General features: G+C 69.2%; 14 protein-coding genes. 4 read left to right on the plus strand and 10 right to left on the minus strand.

The window, feature by feature from the left end:
• Positions 1 to 45 precede the first annotated feature (45 nt).
• On the minus strand, positions 46 to 1,548 hold the full coding sequence (locus tag RCP38_RS14665; RefSeq protein WP_308473664.1) for a PE-PPE domain-containing protein: 1,503 nt from the start codon (positions 1,546 to 1,548) through the stop codon (positions 46 to 48).
• A gap of 359 nt (positions 1,549 to 1,907) precedes the next feature.
• Here RCP38_RS14665 and RCP38_RS14670 point away from each other — a divergent pair, with 359 nt between their 5' ends.
• Positions 1,908 to 2,351, plus strand: coding sequence for a DUF732 domain-containing protein (locus tag RCP38_RS14670; protein ID WP_308473665.1), 444 nt, complete (start codon positions 1,908 to 1,910; stop codon positions 2,349 to 2,351).
• 8 nt (positions 2,352 to 2,359) lie between these two features.
• Here RCP38_RS14670 and RCP38_RS14675 read toward each other — a convergent pair whose 3' ends face one another.
• Both RCP38_RS14675 and RCP38_RS14680 read right to left on the minus strand, forming a co-directional pair.
• Complete coding sequence (locus RCP38_RS14675) at positions 2,360 to 2,653, minus strand: DUF3017 domain-containing protein (RefSeq protein ID WP_308473666.1); 294 nt, start codon at positions 2,651 to 2,653, stop codon at positions 2,360 to 2,362.
• Positions 2,650 to 3,498: a bifunctional methylenetetrahydrofolate dehydrogenase/methenyltetrahydrofolate cyclohydrolase gene (locus RCP38_RS14680; RefSeq protein ID WP_308473667.1), complete on the minus strand. Its 849-nt coding sequence runs from the start codon at positions 3,496 to 3,498 to the stop codon at positions 2,650 to 2,652. Before RCP38_RS14680 ends, RCP38_RS14675 begins: the two co-directional genes overlap by 4 nt.
• 76 nt (positions 3,499 to 3,574) lie before the next feature.
• Here RCP38_RS14680 and RCP38_RS14685 point away from each other — a divergent pair, with 76 nt between their 5' ends.
• Positions 3,575 to 4,759, plus strand: a complete 1,185-nt coding sequence (locus RCP38_RS14685; protein WP_308473668.1) for an NADH:flavin oxidoreductase — start codon at positions 3,575 to 3,577, stop codon at positions 4,757 to 4,759.
• An 11-nt stretch (positions 4,760 to 4,770) separates the two neighbouring features.
• Positions 4,771 to 7,521 (plus strand): ATP-binding cassette domain-containing protein, encoded by a 2,751-nt coding sequence (locus RCP38_RS14690; RefSeq protein ID WP_308473669.1) that lies wholly within the window; start codon positions 4,771 to 4,773, stop codon positions 7,519 to 7,521.
• Between the two features lie 8 nt (positions 7,522 to 7,529).
• Here the strand turns inward: RCP38_RS14690 and RCP38_RS14695 are convergent, their stop codons facing one another.
• From RCP38_RS14695 to RCP38_RS14715, 5 genes are read right to left on the minus strand one after another with little or no spacing between them, the layout of a single operon-like run.
• A complete protein-coding gene (locus tag RCP38_RS14695; RefSeq protein ID WP_308473670.1) occupies positions 7,530 to 8,093 on the minus strand; it encodes a pentapeptide repeat-containing protein in 564 nt (187 codons plus the stop codon).
• Positions 8,090 to 8,695, minus strand: a complete 606-nt coding sequence (locus RCP38_RS14700; RefSeq protein ID WP_308473671.1) for a GTP-binding protein — start codon at positions 8,693 to 8,695, stop codon at positions 8,090 to 8,092. Before RCP38_RS14700 ends, RCP38_RS14695 begins: the two co-directional genes overlap by 4 nt.
• Positions 8,673 to 9,071, minus strand: a complete 399-nt coding sequence (locus RCP38_RS14705) for a DUF742 domain-containing protein (RefSeq protein WP_308477315.1) — start codon at positions 9,069 to 9,071, stop codon at positions 8,673 to 8,675. The genes RCP38_RS14700 and RCP38_RS14705 overlap by 23 nt, the downstream gene beginning before the upstream one ends.
• Entirely contained in the window at positions 9,071 to 9,529 is a 459-nt protein-coding gene (locus RCP38_RS14710) for a roadblock/LC7 domain-containing protein (protein WP_308473672.1), read from the minus strand. Before RCP38_RS14710 ends, RCP38_RS14705 begins: the two co-directional genes overlap by 1 nt.
• Positions 9,529 to 12,294, minus strand: coding sequence for a HAMP domain-containing sensor histidine kinase (locus RCP38_RS14715; RefSeq protein ID WP_373692366.1), 2,766 nt, complete (start codon positions 12,292 to 12,294; stop codon positions 9,529 to 9,531). Before RCP38_RS14715 ends, RCP38_RS14710 begins: the two co-directional genes overlap by 1 nt.
• 250 nt (positions 12,295 to 12,544) lie before the next feature.
• On the opposite strand from RCP38_RS14715, the gene RCP38_RS14720 reads away from it, so the two are divergent.
• A complete protein-coding gene (locus tag RCP38_RS14720) occupies positions 12,545 to 13,009 on the plus strand; it encodes a tRNA (cytidine(34)-2'-O)-methyltransferase (protein WP_308477319.1) in 465 nt (154 codons plus the stop codon).
• Between the two features lie 88 nt (positions 13,010 to 13,097).
• Here the strand turns inward: RCP38_RS14720 and RCP38_RS14725 are convergent, their stop codons facing one another.
• On the minus strand, positions 13,098 to 13,745 hold the full coding sequence (locus tag RCP38_RS14725; protein ID WP_308473673.1) for a nitroreductase family protein: 648 nt from the start codon (positions 13,743 to 13,745) through the stop codon (positions 13,098 to 13,100).
• 22 nt (positions 13,746 to 13,767) lie between these two features.
• Positions 13,768 to 17,064: an error-prone DNA polymerase gene (locus tag RCP38_RS14730; RefSeq protein WP_308473674.1), complete on the minus strand. Its 3,297-nt coding sequence runs from the start codon at positions 17,062 to 17,064 to the stop codon at positions 13,768 to 13,770.
• Positions 17,065 to 17,080: the final 16 nt, after the last annotated feature.

Below are 17,080 nucleotides of genomic sequence, written 5' to 3' on the forward strand. Positions count from 1 at the left end.
GTGCAGACCCGCACGCTCACCGCACATCGGGCCGGCCGGCGGGGCTTAGGCGCTGAACAGGTCGGTGAAGTCGCCCACGATCGACTGCAGCGCCGCGCCGACGCTCAACAACTGGAACCCGATCGCGGTGGTCACCAACCCGACGTCGGCGGCGATGGGCAGCCCGATCGCGTTCACCAGATTGGTCAGCAGGTCGTCGTCGCCCATCAGCGAGTCGAAGAAGACGCTCACGTTGTAGGCGGGCATGGTGGTCAGCAGGGCGTTGATGATGTCGGCCGTCGGCAGCAGCACCGAATACATCGTGGCGGCCGCACCGGAGATCGTGTTGACGACGTCGAGGAGGCTGGGCAACGCGAAGTCGGTCAGCGAACCGGCCGCCTCGGAGACGTCGCCGAACGACAGGTGCCCGAGGTCGTAGATGAAGGCGTTGACCCCGTGCTGCAGTCCCTGCCCCAGTGAGGTCAGCAGCTCCATCACATCGATGTCCTCGGGGAACACCCCGAACGGGGTGGTCAGGTTCGCCGGACCCATGTCCCAGCCGCCGTGGGTCAGCTCCCCGTCGACATAGGTGTCGACGTTGCCGTAGCCGAGGTCGACCAGAATCCTGGTGACCGGCTCCAGCAGGTCATAGAGGGGCTGTCCGATCACCGGGATGCCCAGCAGCATCTGCAGCAGCGGCAGCGTCTCGGTGGGGATCACGTAGTAGTCGGTGTTCGCCGCGGCCGAGACGCCCTCGGGAAGCTCCAGCGGCCCGTCGTAGTTGGTGGAGCCCAGCAGCAGTTCCGCGGAGTCGATGGCACCGTCTTTGGAGTAGCCGGGACCGTGCACCATCGCGATGCCCAACACGGCGTTCAGCGTCGACAGGAAGTTGAGCGGGTACCGCGGGAAGTCGGCGAACCCGTCGTATTCGGCGATGTAGATGTCGGTCGCATACGGGGTGTCGCCCGGCGTGCCCCCGTAGAAGTCGATGCCCAGGGACGGGATGTAGAGCGGGACGTCCGGGAGCGCGAAACGGGACAGCAGGCCGCCGTTGGGGAACATCTCGTTGGCCAGCAGCACGAACGACAACTGGTCGACGTCGGGTGCGCCGGCGCCGAGCGCGGCCAGGTCGTTCATGGTCAGCGAGGCCAGCACCGCGCTCTGCGAGACGCCGTAGGCCACCACCTTGTCGCCGGCCTGGATGTGGTCGAGGATCGTCTGGTCGAGAATCCGCACACCCTGGTCCACCGAGACGTCCAGCGGCAGGCTCTTGACCCCGGTGCCCGGGTACAGGCCTTCCGGGGTGAAGACGCCGTGCATGGTGTAGTCGCCGTATCCGAGGTGCCCGAGGTAACGCTCGGCCCAGGCGAAGTCCAACGCTCCCGGGATCGGCGTACCGCTGCCGCCCATGATCAGGGCAACGTTGTCCATCAGTGCCACGTCGGCGGTCACCGTCGGCGATGGGGACACCGATCCGGGCACCAGGATCGGCGAAGCGACCAGAGCTGCGGCACCGGAGACGGCCACCGCGGCAGTGCTCAACGAACGGAACGTGGGGCTTACCTTCACGACGACCTCCGGCAGCGAACGCAGAACTGCTTATTGCTTGCCTAAGCCTATCTATAACATTACAAAAACCTGAAACACGTATGAATATTTCAAACTTTTGACTGTATAAATTTCCATTGTTCGGGGCATTCTTCCGGCTTGCACGCTCATAATGCGACTGATGATTCGGATCGGGCGGCGAAACCAGTTGATGGTGGACTCCGATCGGGGGCCCGCGTCGCCGGTCCACTCCGGAACCCCGTAGGCAAACCGTGACCCGATGGACTCGTCGGCGTTACCGCTTTGATGCAGAATTTCAACGGGGACGTGCGGTGGCCTTCGGAGATCTTCGGGGCACCGGACGACGACGAGGGGGACGCATGGGGAAATTCTTGGTCGACGCGGGCTGCGCAACGGCGGCCGCACTGCTGGCCACCGCGGGATTCGTCGCACCGGCGCAGGCGAGTCCGGTCGATACGTCGTTCCTGTCCGACCTGACCGGAGCGGGCATCCCGGTCGCCGATCCGGCCGCCACCGCGTCTCTCGGCCAGTCCGTCTGCCCCATGTTGAGCGAACCCGCCGGCACCGCGGCCTCGGTCGCCGCCCCCGTCGCCGCCATGGGCGGCGGACCCGCCATGTCGCCTGAGATGGCTCGCCTGTTCACCGAGATCGCGGTGCAGGTGTACTGCCCGCAGATGCTCTCGCAACTGGCCAGCGGCCAAGTGCCGGAGCTACCGCAGATTCCCGGGATGGCCGTCGGTATTCCCGGTCTGTCCGACGGGGTTCCCGCGATCCCGGCGATCCCGGCGATCCCGCGCGCCTAGCAGGGCCGCTAGCTGGTCCCGAGCGGGTCGATGGTCGCGGCCACATAGAGCATCACGGTGGCCGCCGTCGTCATCGTCGCGAAATCCAGTCCGCGGTCCCGCAGCACCAGCAGCCCCGCCCGATCATCGGACAACACCAGTCGCAGCACGGCGGCCACGCCGGTCCCGATACCGATCAGCAGCGCACCGCGCCGCCAGAAGTTCGCCCCGGCCAGGACGAACGCCGCCGTGAAGATCAGCCCCACCAGCAGGATCGGCCACTGCGCGGCGATCACCCGACGGACGTGAACGGCGGCCGTCACAACGTGCTCTCGACGCTTTCCACGACGTTGGTCAGCAGGAACGCCCGGGTCAGCGGCCCCACCCCGCCCGGGTTCGGCGACACGTGGCCGGCCACCTCCCACACGTCGGGGTGCACATCACCGACCAGCCCGGCGTCGGTCCGCGACACCCCGACGTCGACGATCGCCGCACCGGGACGCACCATGTCGGCGGTGAGCATGTGCGGCACCCCGACCGCGGCGACGATGATGTCGGCCTGGCGGGTCAGCGCCGGCAGGTCACGGGTGCCGGTGTGGCACAGCGTGACGGTGGCGTTCTCCGACCGGCGGGTGAGCAGCAGCCCCAGCGGGCGACCGACCGTCACCCCGCGTCCGATCACCACCACGTGGGCGCCGGCGAGCGGCACCTCGTAGCGGCGCAGCAGGTGCACGATCCCGCGCGGCGTGCACGGCAGCGCCGCCGGCGTGCCCAGCACCAGCCGGCCCAGATTCGTCGGGTGCAGCCCGTCGGCGTCCTTGGCCGGGTCGATGCGCTCGAGCGCGGCGTTCTCGTCCAGGTGTCCGGGCAGCGGCAATTGCACGATGTAGCCGGTGCACTCGTCGTTGGCGTTCAACTCGTCGATGGTGTCCTCGAGTTGCGCGGTGCTGCAATCCGCGGGCAGGTCACGACGAATCGAGGTGATACCGACCTTGGCGCAGTCGGAGTGCTTGCCGCGCACGTAGGCGTGCGAACCCGGATCGTCACCGACCAGGACGGTGCCCAGCCCCGGTGTGCGCCCGGCGGCCGACAACGCCGCTACCCGCTTCTGAAGGTCGACGAAGATCTCGTCGCGCGTCGCCTTGCCGTCCAACGTGATTGCACCCACGCCGGACATTGTGGCACGTACCGGTCGGGGACCGTTTGTGCGAATGTTCCCAGCGGGTGACTTGTAGGCTCCCGCTATGTCCGTCCCCGACGTCTTCAGTCCCGGCAAGCTCGGACCGCTCACGCTGCGCAACCGGATCATCAAGGCTGCCACGTTCGAGAACCGGACCCCGGGCGCACTGGTCTCCGACGACCTGATCGAGTACCACCGGTTGCCGGCCGCGGGCGGGGTCGGTATGACCACCGTGGCCTACTGCGCGGTCTCCCGCGGCGGGCGGACCTCCGACGACGGGCTGTGGATGCGCCCGGAGGCCGTCGCGGGCCTGCGCCGACTGACCGAGGCCATCCACGCCGAGGGTGCACTGGTCAGTGCGCAGATCGGCCATGCGGGTCCGGTCGCCGACGCGCGTTCCAACAAGGCCCGGGCGCTGGCCCCGGTCCGGTTCTTCAACCCGATCGGGATGCGTTTCGCGAAGAAGGCGAGCCGCGACGACATCGACGACGTCATCGCCCAGCACGCCGACGCCGCCCGCTACGCCGTCGACGCCGGGTTCGACGCCGTCGAGATCCATCTGGGCCACAACTACCTGGCGAGTTCGTTCCTGAGTCCGCTGATCAACCGCCGCACCGACGAGTTCGGGGGATCACTGGCGAACCGGGCCAAGGTGGCCCGCGGCGTGGTGCAGGCCGTCCGCCGTGCGGTGGGCGGGCAGATCGCCGTGACCGCCAAGCTGAACATGACCGACGGGGTGCGCGGCGGGATCAGCCTGGACGAGTCGCTGACCACCGCGAAGTGGCTGCAGGACGACGGCGGTCTGGACGCCCTGGAGCTGACCGCGGGCAGTTCGCTGGTCAACCCGATGTACCTGTTCCGCGGGAATGCTCCGATCAAGGAGTTCGCCGCCGTGTTTCCCCCGCCGTTGAGCTGGGGTATGCGCATGACCGGCAACCGGTTCCTGCGCGAATATCCCTACCACGACGCCTATCTGCTGCGTGATGCCCGGTTGTTCCGGGCCGAGCTGTCGATGCCGCTGATCCTGTTGGGCGGCATCACCGACCGCGAGACGATGGACACCGCGATGTCCGAGGGATTCGAGTTCGTCGCCATGGCCCGGGCGTTGCTGGCCGAACCGGATCTGATCAACCGGATCGCCGCCGAACCGTCCACCCGGTCGGCATGCATCCACTGCAACCAGTGCATGCCCACGATCTACCGCCGCACCCGTTGCGTCGTTACCGGCGCACCCGACGAAGTTAGCTAAGGTTGGACGTCATGAATCACCCCGCGCCGCCAGTGCTGACCGTCCGCCACGACGGCACGCAAGGCACCTTCGCCGCAGGCCACGACGTGGTGATCGGACGGGATCTACGGGCCGACATCCGGATCCCCCATCCGCTGGTATCCCGCGCCCACCTGTTGCTGCGTTTCGAGCAGGGCCGGTGGCGGGGCATCGACAACGGCTCCCTCAACGGGATCTACGTCAACGGCCAGCGAGTGCCCGTCGTCGACATCCACGACGGCCAGGCGGTCAACCTCGGTAATCCGGACGGGCCGCGGGTCGCCTTCGAGGTGGGCCGGCACCAGGGCCAGGCCGGCCGCCCGCCGCAGACCGTCTCGATCCAGCTGCCGCCGCCCGGCGCGCACCGCCCGGGTCCACCGCCGCCACCGTCACCGCCGCCGCCGCCGCCGCACTACCCGGTTGCTCCCGAGCCCGTGCACTACCCGGATCCACGTTCGGCCGGCCAACCCGGCATGCAGCCGCACTATCAACCGGCCGCGCCCCCACCGCCGCCGCACGCGCCCCGACCGGGCGGCGACGCGGCGCTGCGCCCCGGCTATCCCCCGCCGCCGCCGGCCGAGGTCTTCCCGCCGCAGCAACCGGCCACCCGGATGGCGCCCGCGGTCGCGACCCCGCCGGTAACCGGCAACATCGCCACCCGGATGTTCGACATCCTGCGGCCCACCACGAGCTCGGCGCCGGATGCACCGGCCGGGGCCCTGACCATCGGCCGGGCCACCGACAACGACATCGTCATCTCCGACGTGCTGGCCTCCCGGCACCACGCCATGCTGATCCAGACCACGCTGGGCACCGAGATCCGGGACAGCCGGAGCATCAACGGGACGTTCGTCAACGGTGTCCGGATCGGTTCGGCGATCCTGTCCGAGGGCGACCTGGTCACGATCGGCAACGTCGACCTGGAGTTCACCGGCGGCACCCTGCTGCGCCGCACCGACGCCGCTTCGCGCACCGGTGGCCTGGAGGTCCGTGATGTCTGCTTCGACGTCGAGGGCGGCAAGCGACTGCTCAACAACATCACCCTGACCGCCCGACCGGGCACCTTGACCGCGATCATCGGCGGCTCGGGGGCCGGCAAGACCACGCTGTCGCGGCTGATCGCCGGCTACACCAAACCCACCAGCGGATCGGTCACCTTCGAGGGCCACAACATCCACGCCGAATACGCCTCGCTGCGCAGTCGAATCGGGATGGTGCCCCAGGACGACGTGGTGCACCGGCAGCTCACGGTCAACCAGGCACTGGGCTACGCCGCCGAACTGCGACTGCCGCCGGACAGCAGTAAGGCCGACCGGGACAAGGCCGTCGCACAGGTCCTCGAGGAACTCGAGTTGACCAAGCACGCCGACACCCGGGTGGACAAGCTCTCCGGCGGGCAGCGCAAACGCGCCTCGGTGGCGCTGGAACTGCTGACCGGGCCGTCGCTGCTGCTGCTGGACGAGCCGACCTCGGGCCTGGACCCGGCCCTGGACCGGCAGGTGATGTTGATGCTGCGCGGGCTGGCCGACGCCGGCCGGGTGGTCATGGTCGTCACCCACTCGGTGTCCTACCTCGATGTCTGCGACCAGATCCTGCTGGTCGCCCCCGGTGGAAAGACCGCATTCTGCGGCCCGCCCAAAGAGGTCTTCCCGGCCATGGGCGCCGACAACTACGCCGACATCTTCGCCAGTGTCGGCGCCGACCCCGACGAAGCCAACCGGCGCTTCCTGGAGCGCACCGGAGGCGGCGCGCAGGGTCCGGCGGCCGCCGTTCCGTCGACCCCGCCGGCCGATCTGGGCAGTCCCCCGCCGGAGAGCCTGCGCAAGCAGCTGTCCACGATCGCACGCCGTCAGGTCCGGCTGATCGTCTCCGACCGCGGTTACTCGATCTTCCTGGGCATCCTGCCGTTCCTGGTCGGCATGCTGTCGTTGACGGTCAAGGGCAAACACGGGTTGCAGATGCCGGGCCTCGATGCGCCGACCGAGCCGCAGTACATCATGGTGCTGCTCAATCTCGGAGCGGTGTTCATGGGCACCGCACTGACCATCCGCGACCTGGTCAGCGAACGACCCATCTTCAAACGAGAACAGGCGGTAGGCCTGTCCACGGTGGCCTACCTACTCGCCAAGATCACGGTCTTCTGCGGTTTCGCCGTCGCGCAGGCCGCGATCGCCACCACCATCGTGATCCTCGGCAAGGGCGGCCCCAAGAAGGGGACGCCGACCAGCGATACCAGTACCTTCGAGCCGCTGTTCGCCAGCGCCAATTTCGAGCTGTTCCTCACCGTCGCGGCCACCTGCGTGGCCTCGGCGATCCTGGGGTTGGCGTTGTCGGCGTTCGCGCAGTCCAACGAGCAGATCATGCCGATGCTGGTGGTCTCGATCATGTCGCAGCTGGTGCTCAGCGGCGGCATGATCCCGGTGACCGGGCGGATCGGGTTGGACCAGATGTCGTGGGTGACTCCCAGCCGTTGGGGCTATGCGGCGGGCGCGTCGACGATCGACTTCAACACGCTGCTGCATCACGACTCGATCCCCAAGGACTGCATGCCGCTGCCGACCCCGCAGAACCCCGATCCGGCCGTGCCGGACGGCTGCACCCCGGCGGTCCAGGTCAAACAGATCCCCCAGGACGGGCTGTGGAAGCACACCAAGGGCATCTGGCTGCTCGACATGGGCATGCTGGCGCTGCTGTCGGTGTTCTACAGCACCCTGGTGTGGTGGAAGATCCGGCTCAAGCGGTAGCCGCAGTGTCAGTCCGCGCCGTCGAGCCGTAACCCGTGGGCGGCCGCGTAGGTCATCGCCTGGGCGATGTCGATGCGCGCGCCGGTCAGCGCCGCGGTGGTCCACAGCGTCGGGTCGACGCGGGCACCCCGCAGATCGGCTTCCTCGAGCCGCAGACCGGCGGTGCGAGCACCGGTCAGGTCGGCCTCGCGCAGAACCGCTCTGCGCAGGTCGGTTTCCACCAGGCCCGCTTCCCGCAACCGGCACCCGGCCAGATCCACCCCGCGAAGATCGTTGCCGCCCAGCACCGCCAGGGTCAGATCGACCTCGTCGAGGACCATCGGCCGTAGCCGGCAGTCGACGAACACCGAGCCCAGCAGGCTGCAGTGATGGAATTCGCTGTGCCACAGCGATGCCCGTTCGAACCGGCAGTTGCGGAAGGCCGATCCGCGGTGCTGCGATTCGGCCAGGTTCGCGCCGCTGAAATCGCAGTCGTCGAAGACCGTCCGTTCGGTGTGCAGCCGGGAGAGATCCTCGTCGCGGAAATCGTGGCCGACGAACTCGCGGTCGACCCAGTGCCGGGCGCCGGTCAACCGGACGTCGGCGCCAGGGTGGACAGTGCGTATTCGCTGATCGCGATGAGCGCACCCCGGGCCGATCGGGGATCGCGCGCGTCGACGGCGATCACCGGGATGTGATCGGCCAGGGCCAGCGCTTTGCGCACCGCGGCCACCGGGTAGCGCGGCGCCCCGTCGAACTCGTTGACCGCGATCAGGAACGGCAGGTTGCGGTGCTCGAAGAAGTCGACCGCGGCGAAGCTGTCCTGCAGTCGCCGGCAGTCGACCATGACGATCGCGCCGATGGCACCGCGCACCAGGTCGTCCCACATGAACCAGAACCGGCGCTGGCCCGGCGTGCCGAACAGGTACAGCACCAGATCGTCGGCCAAGGTGATGCGGCCGAAGTCCATTGCGACCGTGGTGGTCCGCTTGTCGGGAGTGGCCTCCAGCCCGTCGATGCCGGCCGAGGCATCGGTCACCAGCGCTTCGGTGCGCAGCGGCATGATCTCCGAGACGGTGCCGACGAAGGTGGTCTTGCCGACCCCGAATCCGCCGGCGATGACGATCTTGGTCGAGGCGGAATCCCGCGGGGCGGCGGACGTGTCCGGGGGCCTATCCCAGCGCTCGTAGGCCACGAAGCGTCCTTCCTATCAATTCCCGGCGTTCGTCCCGGGTGGACGCCTCGGTCAGCGTCGCGCGCACCCGAAGGTATCCCGACGTGACCAGATCGCCCACCAGGACGCGCGCGACACCCAGCGGCAGATCCAGCCGGGCGGAGATCTCGGCGACCGACGGAGCCGCCCGGCAGAGTTCGACGATCCGGCCGCGCGGATCACTGACCGGCCATTGGTTGGGCTGCGCATCGTGCAGGGTCTGCACCGGGGCTTCCAGCGGCAGCGGAACGTCGGTGTGGGTCCTACCGGCGGTCAGGGTGTAGGGACGGACCAGATTGGCCTCGACGTCGGGAGTCTGCGGGGCGGTCCGGTACCCGCGGTGCTGCGCGCTGTCCATCACCATTCACCGGCACCCCGCGAGCGGCCGGCCGACGGGGCCGATCGGCGCGCGGACTGGACCACCGCGCCGACCCGCTCCACCAGAACCGCCATCTCGTAGCCGATCTGGCCGATATCGCAGGACGCGCTCGCCAGGGTCGCCAGGTGCGAGCCGTCGCCGACCCGCATCAGCAACAAGTAGCCCTGCTCCATCTCGACTACCGACTGCAGCACCCGCCCGCCCTCGAACAGTTGTGCCGCGCCGGTCGCCAGACTGGCCAGACCCGATGCGACGGCCGCCAGTTGGTCGGCCCGTTCGGTGGGCAGGTGTTCGCTGGCCGCGACCGTCAGCCCGTCGACCGAGACCAGTACCGCGTGGGACACCCCGGGCACCTCGCGGGTGAATTTGGAGACCAGCCAGTCCAGCGAGGTTTCGGCGGGGCGACGGTGTTCTGCGGGTTCTGTGGGGAAGGTCATTACCGGTTCTGTCCCTGGTCGATGTCGTGTCCGTTTTCCCGGGCGTGCGCTCGTGCGGCGTGCACCCCGCTGAAGTGACTGCTGATCGAGGTTCCTATCGCCGCGGGATCCCATTGCGGTGTCGGGCGGGCGGCCCCGCCGGGTCCGCCGTCGGACGCCGGGTGCTCACCGTGGTCACCCTGGTCATCCGAACCGTGTTCGGGGACATAGGTATCGAGCGCCTCTGGTGCATCGTCGCGAGCAGACCCGGGTACCAGCCGGGCGCCGGGTTCGCGGACCGGCAGACCGTGTTCGGTGTGGGCGACGACCGGCACGTTCTCGACCTCGGCGGCCACCGACCAACCGCGATCCCACACCGACTGCCAGTCCAGGTCGGCGCGCAGACCCGGTTCGTTGGGGTCGTTGCCCAGCGATTCGGAGAGCATCCGCTGATAGATCGAATCGGTGTCGGGCGCGGATGCGGGTTCCGGCTCGGGCTCGGGCTCCGGCGTGGCCGCGGCCCGGGATCGCGCCGCGAAATACGCCGACGTGTCGGCGGGAGAAGACCTTTCGATGACCGGCTCGGCTGCGTGCGGCGCCCGCTCGAACGGTTCGGCGGGTCGCCCGGCCGATGGCCCGGTGATACCGCTGGATCCCGGGTTACGGCGCGGCAGCAGCGAGACGACGGGACCGGGATCGGCCACGTCGACGTCGTCGTCGGCGTCGGTGTAGTCGTAGGGCTCGGACTGCACCGACTGGTCGTAGGACTCATACGACTCGTACGGCGCGGGTTGGGGCTGCGGCGTCTCGGCGACGTCGGCGATCGGCTGGACCGGCGGAGCCGCGACCACCGGGATGGGTTGTTCGACGGGCCCGCCGATCAGCAGGTGCGCCGGCAGGTACACCTCGGCGGTGATACCCCTCGACCCCTGCGACGCCGGGAACAACCGGACCTCGATGCCGTGCCGGTGCGCCAGCCGTGAGATCACGAACAGCCCCATGTGGCGGGCGTTCTCCGGGCTGAACTCACCGCCGGCCGCCAGCCGCATGTTGGCCATCCGCAGGTCGGCGTCGGTCATCCCCAACCCGACGTCGACCACCTCGATCACCACCCCGCCGTCGCTCTCGAATCCGGCGACCACCCGGACCGGTTCCGTCGGCGCCGAATAGCGCAATGCGTTGTCCATCAATTCCGCGAGCAGGTGCACGCAGTCGGCTGCGGCCGCGCCGGTCACCGTGGTGTCGGGCACCAATACCGTCTGCACCCGGTCGTAGCCCTCGACTTCCGAGGCGGCGGCACTGATCAACGTCGCCAGCGGTGTCGGCCGGCCCCGTTCGTGGGGTGTGCGCGCACCGGCCAGCACCAGCAGGTTCGCCCCGTTGCGCCGCATCCGGGCGGCAAGATGGTCCAACCGGAACAGGCTCTCCAGCCGGTCGGGGTCGTCCTCGTTGCGCTCCAGCTGGTCGATGAGCGCCAACTGCTGGTCGACCAGGGATCGGTTGCGCCGCGACATCGTCTCGAACATCTCGTTGACCAGCTGCCGCAGCCGGGCTTCGTCCCCGGCGAGCAGTAGGGCCTGCGCGTGCAGTTCGTCGACGGCGTGGGCGACCTGTCCGACCTCCTCGGTGGTGTAGACCGGCAACGGGTCGGGGTCGCGATCCGACCCGGGCTCGCCGGCACGCAGCCGGGCGATCTCCTGCTCGAGGTCGGTGTGGGCCACCTGCAAGGCGCTGTCCCGCAAAGTGCGCAGCGGACGCACCAGCGAGCGCGCCACCAGCCACACCGCCAGCAGGGTGGCGGTGATCGCGGCCAGCACCAGCGCCACGTCGCGCAACGCGGCGGCGCGGCGGGCCTCGGCGCGGTCCTCGACGGCCGAGGTGACCGCGCCGGTGTTCTCGGCGATCAGCCGGGCGGCGATCTGGTCGGTGGTGCGAATCGAGTCCCGCAGCACCGGGTTGTTCGGCAGCACCTGCTCCGGGTCGGACATGATCGCCATCCGGGTCACCAGTTGCTGCTGCAGGGACTTGGCTTCCGGTGAGTCGACACCGAGCACCTGGGCCATCCCGAACAGCGTGGACGGCTCGGTGCCGGCCAGCGTCATCATCGAGGTGCGCAACTCCGGGTCGGGCAGCTCACCGCCACGGTTGACCAGCAGTTCCTGCATCATCATCTGGCCGCGGGCACCGACTGCGCGGCTCAATCCCTCGGTCTGCGCCCGGATCTGTTCACCGTCCGACCGGACCGATCCGATGATGGCGTCTTCGGCGGTCAGCAGGATGGGCGCGTAGCCGGTCACCTCGTCACGCAGCCCGACCCCGGTGGTCGACACCAGCGTCAGCAGTTCCTGGCCGCGGTCGATCAGGGTGTCCACCCCGGACCGCACGTCGGCGGCCACGTCAGTGTGCGACAGTCTCGACTGCAGCTCGTATTTGCGGTTCTCGAAGTTCTTCCGGGCGCCCTCGGCGTCGCCGTCGGACGATGCGGCCACCAGTGCATCACCCAGTGCCGACATGTAATTGGTGATCGCCGGGATCATCTCGGCACGGTCGGCGATCAGCCGCAGCCGGTTGGAGTCCGCGAGTGCGGTCGAGACCCGCAGGCCGCCGAAGAGCCCGGCCAGCGACAGCGGCAGCAGGGCGATCGCCAGCACCTTCCATCGCACCGGCCAGTTGCGCACCGACCATCGCGACGGCCGCTTGACTGTCGCGGCACCGGGCTGATGATCGCGGTCTACCGGGTCGCCCGGGGCCTGCTCCACCCCTTCCGGGTGGTCGAAGAGCGTCACCGGCCAGTGGCCGGTACGCCGACCGCTCGACTGGAACTCACCGTCTGCGCCTCATTCATCGGACTCTTGCGGACATCGCACCCGCGCGGCGGGTTGCGGTGTGATTCACGGCATAGCAATTGCACGAGTATGACAGTCGGTACCAGGCATGACCAGAATCTTTACTTAACAGAACACTTTTCGAGACCTTCGCGTGCCACTGCGAACTCCGGTCGAGCAAACAGATCGACGGGCTGTCATGATCGACCCCATGATCCGGGTGCTGTTCTACTCACCCCGCATTCCGCCCAACACCGGTAACGCGATCCGGATGGTGGCGGCGACCGGCGCGGAACTCCACCTGGTGGAGCCCTTGGGATTCGATCTGTCCGAGCCGAAACTGCGGCGGGCCGGTCTGGATTACCACGACCTCGCGTGGGTGCGGGTCCACCCGTCGTTGCCGGCGGCGTGGGAGGCCCTCGGCGACGCCCGGGTCTTCGCGTTCACCACCGGCGCGGCCACCGCCTACACCGACGTGCGCTATGAACCCGGCGACGTCCTGATGTTCGGTCCCGAACCCACCGGGCTCGACGAGCAGACCCTGGCCGACCCGCACATCACCGGGCGGCTTCGCATCCCGATGCTGCCCGGACGGCGGTCGCTGAACCTGTCGAACGCCGCCGCGGTGGCGGCCTACGAGGCGTGGCGCCAGCACGGCTTTCCCGGCGGGGTGTAGTTCGGCCGCACCGAATGTCGGGTTATGGCACGCGATCGGCCGGAGGGCGTGACATAACCCGACAGTGGCGCCGTGATCGCCGGCCGGATCACCAGGTGTCGAAGTGCACCACCCGGTCCGCCGGCAGCCGCTTGGCCGGTTTGAAGTCGGTGCCCTTGGTGTAGGCGATCGGGAACAGCCCGCCCTGGCTGTACTGCTCGTAGGGGATGCCGAGTACCTCGGCGGCCTGCTTCTCGCCGTCGCCGTGCAGATGCAGAGTGGTCCAGCAGGAACCCAGTCCGCGGTTACGCAGCGCCAGGCAGTAGCTCCAGGCCGCCGGGAACAGCGAGGCCCAGAACGACGCGCTGAACCCCAGTCCCCCGGTGTCGGGCTTGCCCTCCAGGCACGGGATCAGCAGCACCGGCACGTCCTGGAGGTTCTCGGCCAGATACTTGGCCGAATCGCTGACGAACCCCATCCGTTCGGTGCGCACGTCACCCTCGCCGTAGCCGGGCTTCTCCTGGTTCAGGTAGGGCAGGGCGTTGGCGCGGTAGATATCGGCGATCGCCTGCTTCTTGACCGGGTCGGTGACGAACATCCACTGCCAGCCCTGGGCGTTGGAACCGGTGGGTGCCTGCAAGGCGATCTCGAGGCATTCCATCAGCACCTCGCGGGGAACCGGCTTGTCGAGGTCGAGACGCTTGCGGACCGATCGGGTGGTGGTCAGGACTTCGTCGGCGGACAAGTTGAGGTTCATGAATGGAGGCTACCGCCGGCGGCTACCGGAAGTCCCGGGAGCGCGAACCCACGGTCAACTCCAGGGAGCCCAGCCGATCGGCCAGCACGGTGACCGCCCCGGCGGCGTTCTGCACCCGGCCACGGACCAGCAGTGCCGTCGCGGTCTGCGCCAGCTTGCGATGGCGCGTCCACACTCCCGGCGTACACAGCACGTTGACCATCCCGGTCTCGTCCTCGAGGTTGACGAAGGTGACCCCGCGGGCGGTCGCCGGCCGCTGCCGGTGCGTCACCGCCCCGGCCACCAATACCCGGGTGCCGTCGGGGACGCCTCCCAGCTGCTCGGCCGGAATCACCCCGAGCGCATCGAGATCGGCGCGCAGGAACTGGGTCGGGAAGCTGTCGGGTGAGACCCCGGTGGCCCAGACATCGGCGGCGGCCAGCTCGATCTCGCTCATCCCGGGCAGCGCCGGGGTACCGGTGGCGACGCCGACCCCGGGTAGCCGGTCCGGCCGCTGCCCCGCCACCGACCCGGCCGCCCACAGCGCCTCCCGGCGATTCCCGCCGAAGCAGTCGAATGCGCCGGCGGTCGCCAGCGCCTCGGCCTGCGGCACCGAAAGCTGCACCCGGGCGGTCAGATCCAGCATCGAGGTGAACGGTCCATGCGCTTCCCGGTCGGCCACCAGCCGCTCGGCAAGGTCGGTGCCGATGCCCCGCACGGCCCCCAGGCCGAGCCGGAGTTGCGTGCCGCCGCATTCCAATGTGGCGTGTACCAGGCTGGCGTTGACGCAACCGCGGTGTACCGGCACCCCGTGCCGGCGGGCGTCGGCGACCAACGACTGCGGTGAGTAGAAGCCCATCGGCTGAGCCCGCAGCAGCGCGGCGCAGAACGCCGCGGGATAGTGCAGCTTGAACCAGGCCGAATAGAACACCAGCGACGCGAAGCTCATCGCATGGCTCTCCGGAAATCCGTAGTTGGCGAAGGCTTCCAGCTTCTCGTAGATCCGCATCGCCACCGCTCCGGTGATGCCGTGACACTCGGCCATCCCGTCGTAGAACCGGTCCCGTAGCCGGCGCATCCGCTCCGGGGAGCGCTTGGATCCCATGGCACGGCGCAGCTGGTCGGCTTCGGCGGCGGTGAACCCGGCGCAGTCCACCGCCAGCGTCATCAACTGCTCCTGAAACAGTGGCACCCCATAGGTTTTCTCCAGCGCTCGCGCCATACACGGGTGCTCGTAGGTCACCGGGTCGATGCCGTTGCGGCGGCGGATGTAGGGATGCACCGACCCGCCCTGGATCGGCCCGGGGCGGATCAGCGCCACCGCCACCACCAGGTCGTAGAACTCCCGTGGGCGCAACCGCGGCAGGGTGGCCATCTGGGCGCGCGACTCCACCTGGAACACCCCGACGGTGTCGGCGCGCGCCAGCATCTCGTAGACCGCCGGTTCGGACAGGTCGATCGCGGCCAGGTCCACCTCGACACCGCAATGCTGCGCCACCAGGTCGATCGCGTAGTGCAACGCCGAAAGCATGCCCAGCCCCAGCAGGTCGAATTTCACCAAACCGATTGCGGCGCAGTCGTCTTTGTCCCACTGCAGCACGCTCCGCCCGGGCATCCGGGCCCACTCCACCGGGCACACGTCGGCGATCGGCCGATCGCAGATCACCATGCCACCGGAGTGGATGCCCAGATGCCTCGGCAGATCGGCGACCTGGTCGGCCAGCTCCACCACCTGTTCGGGGATGCCGTGCAGATCGGCGGCCTCCCGGCCGGCCCTCCCCCAGCGGCTCAGCTGCTTGCTCCAGGCGTCCTGCTGCCCCGGCGAATAGCCCAGCGCACGGGCCATGTCGCGTACCGCGCTGCGGCCCCGGTAGGTGATGACATCGGCCACCTGGGCGGCGTGGTCGCGACCGTATTTGGCGTAGACGTACTGGATCACCTCCTCGCGCCGATCCGATTCGATGTCGATGTCGATGTCGGGCGGGCCGTCGCGGGCCGGGGATAAGAACCGTTCGAACAGCAGCCCGTTGGCCACCGGATCCACCGCGGTGATGCCGAGGGCGTAGCAGACCGCGGAGTTGGCCGCCGATCCCCGGCCCTGGCACAGGATGTCACTGCGCCGGCAGAACTGGGTGATGTCGTGCACCACCAGGAAGTATCCGGGGAAACCCAGTTGCGCAACGACTTCCAACTCACGCTCGATCTGGGAGTAGGCGGCCGGCGCCCGCTCGGGCGGGCCGTAGCGCCCGGCGGCGCCGGCCAGGGTCAACCGCCGCAGCCAGCCGTCCTCGGTAGTGCCGGCCGGTACATCCGGGAAGGGCGGTAGTTGCGGGGCGATCAGCGCCAGCGGGAACGCGCACCGCTCGCCGAGCTCGGCCGCCGCCGGCACCGCCGTCGGGTGGGCCGCGAACAGTCGGGCCATCTCCGCGCCGGACCGCAGGTGCGACCCGCCCAGCGGGGCCAGTCGCCCGGCCGCGTCATCCAGCGACTGGCGTGCCCGCACCGCACCCAGCGCCATCGCCAGCCGGCCCCGGTCCGGCCGGGCGAAATGCGCACCGGTGGTGGCCACCAGCCCTACCCCGAACCGGGGCGCCAGGCCGGCCAGCGCGGCGTTGCGTTCGTCGTCGCACGGCTCGCCGTGCCGGGTCAGCTCCACAGCGACCCGGCCGGCTCCGAACCGGTCCACCAGGTCGGCCAGCGCGGCGGAGGCGGCCTCGACCCCGCCGGCGGCCAGCGCCGCGCGGACGTGCCCCTTGCGGCAGCCGGTCAGGATGTGCCAGTGTCCACCGGCGGCCTCGGTCAGCGCGTCCAGGTCGAAACGCGGCCTGCCCTTCTCGCCGGCCAGGTGCGCGGCGGCGATCTGCCGGGACAATCTCCGATAGCCCTCCGGGCCGCGGGCCAGCACCAGTAGATGGGGGCCGGGCGGGTCCGGGTCCTCGGTGCGGGCCCGCGCGGAGACGGACGCCCCCAACGACAGCTCGGCGCCGAACACCGTGGCGACGTGCTGCCCCTCGGCCGCCAGCTCGGCGGCGGCCTCGGCGAACCGCACCACTCCGTACAACCCGTTGTGATCGGTCAGCGCGATCGCCCGCAGCCCCAGCCGGGCGGCCTCGGCGACCAGCTCCTGCGGGCTGCTGGCCCCGTCTAAGAAGCTGTACGCCGAGTGCGCATGCAATTCGGCGTAGGGGTGCGCCGACACCGGCCGGGGTGGTGGTTCCGGACGGGAGATCGACGGGTCGCGATCCCGCGTCGCACCGGCCGAAACACCGGTGTGACGAGACTTACCATCGAGTATTCGCTCCATCTCCGCCCAGCTCGGCGGCCCACTATCCCAACCCACACCCCACAGAATATCG

Origin of the sequence: Mycolicibacter sp. MU0083, assembly GCF_963378075.1 — a bacterium.
GTDB classification, from domain to species: Bacteria; Actinomycetota; Actinomycetes; order Mycobacteriales; family Mycobacteriaceae; genus Mycobacterium; species Mycobacterium kokjensenii.

Excerpts from the sequence above, each read along its gene's own strand:
- RCP38_RS14725 (WP_308473673.1), bottom strand. The coding sequence starts at position 13,745 with ATGAACCTCAACTTGTCCGCCGACGAAGTCCTGACCACCACCCGATCG.
- RCP38_RS14720 (WP_308477319.1), top strand. The coding sequence starts at position 12,545 with ATGATCCGGGTGCTGTTCTACTCACCCCGCATTCCGCCCAACACCGGT.
- RCP38_RS14685 (WP_308473668.1), top strand. The coding sequence starts at position 3,575 with ATGTCCGTCCCCGACGTCTTCAGTCCCGGCAAGCTCGGACCGCTCACG.
- RCP38_RS14710 (WP_308473672.1), bottom strand. The coding sequence starts at position 9,529 with ATGACCTTCCCCACAGAACCCGCAGAACACCGTCGCCCCGCCGAAACC.
- RCP38_RS14670 (WP_308473665.1), top strand. The coding sequence starts at position 1,908 with ATGGGGAAATTCTTGGTCGACGCGGGCTGCGCAACGGCGGCCGCACTG.
- RCP38_RS14690 (WP_308473669.1), top strand. The coding sequence starts at position 4,771 with ATGAATCACCCCGCGCCGCCAGTGCTGACCGTCCGCCACGACGGCACG.
- RCP38_RS14705 (WP_308477315.1), bottom strand. The coding sequence starts at position 9,071 with ATGGACAGCGCGCAGCACCGCGGGTACCGGACCGCCCCGCAGACTCCC.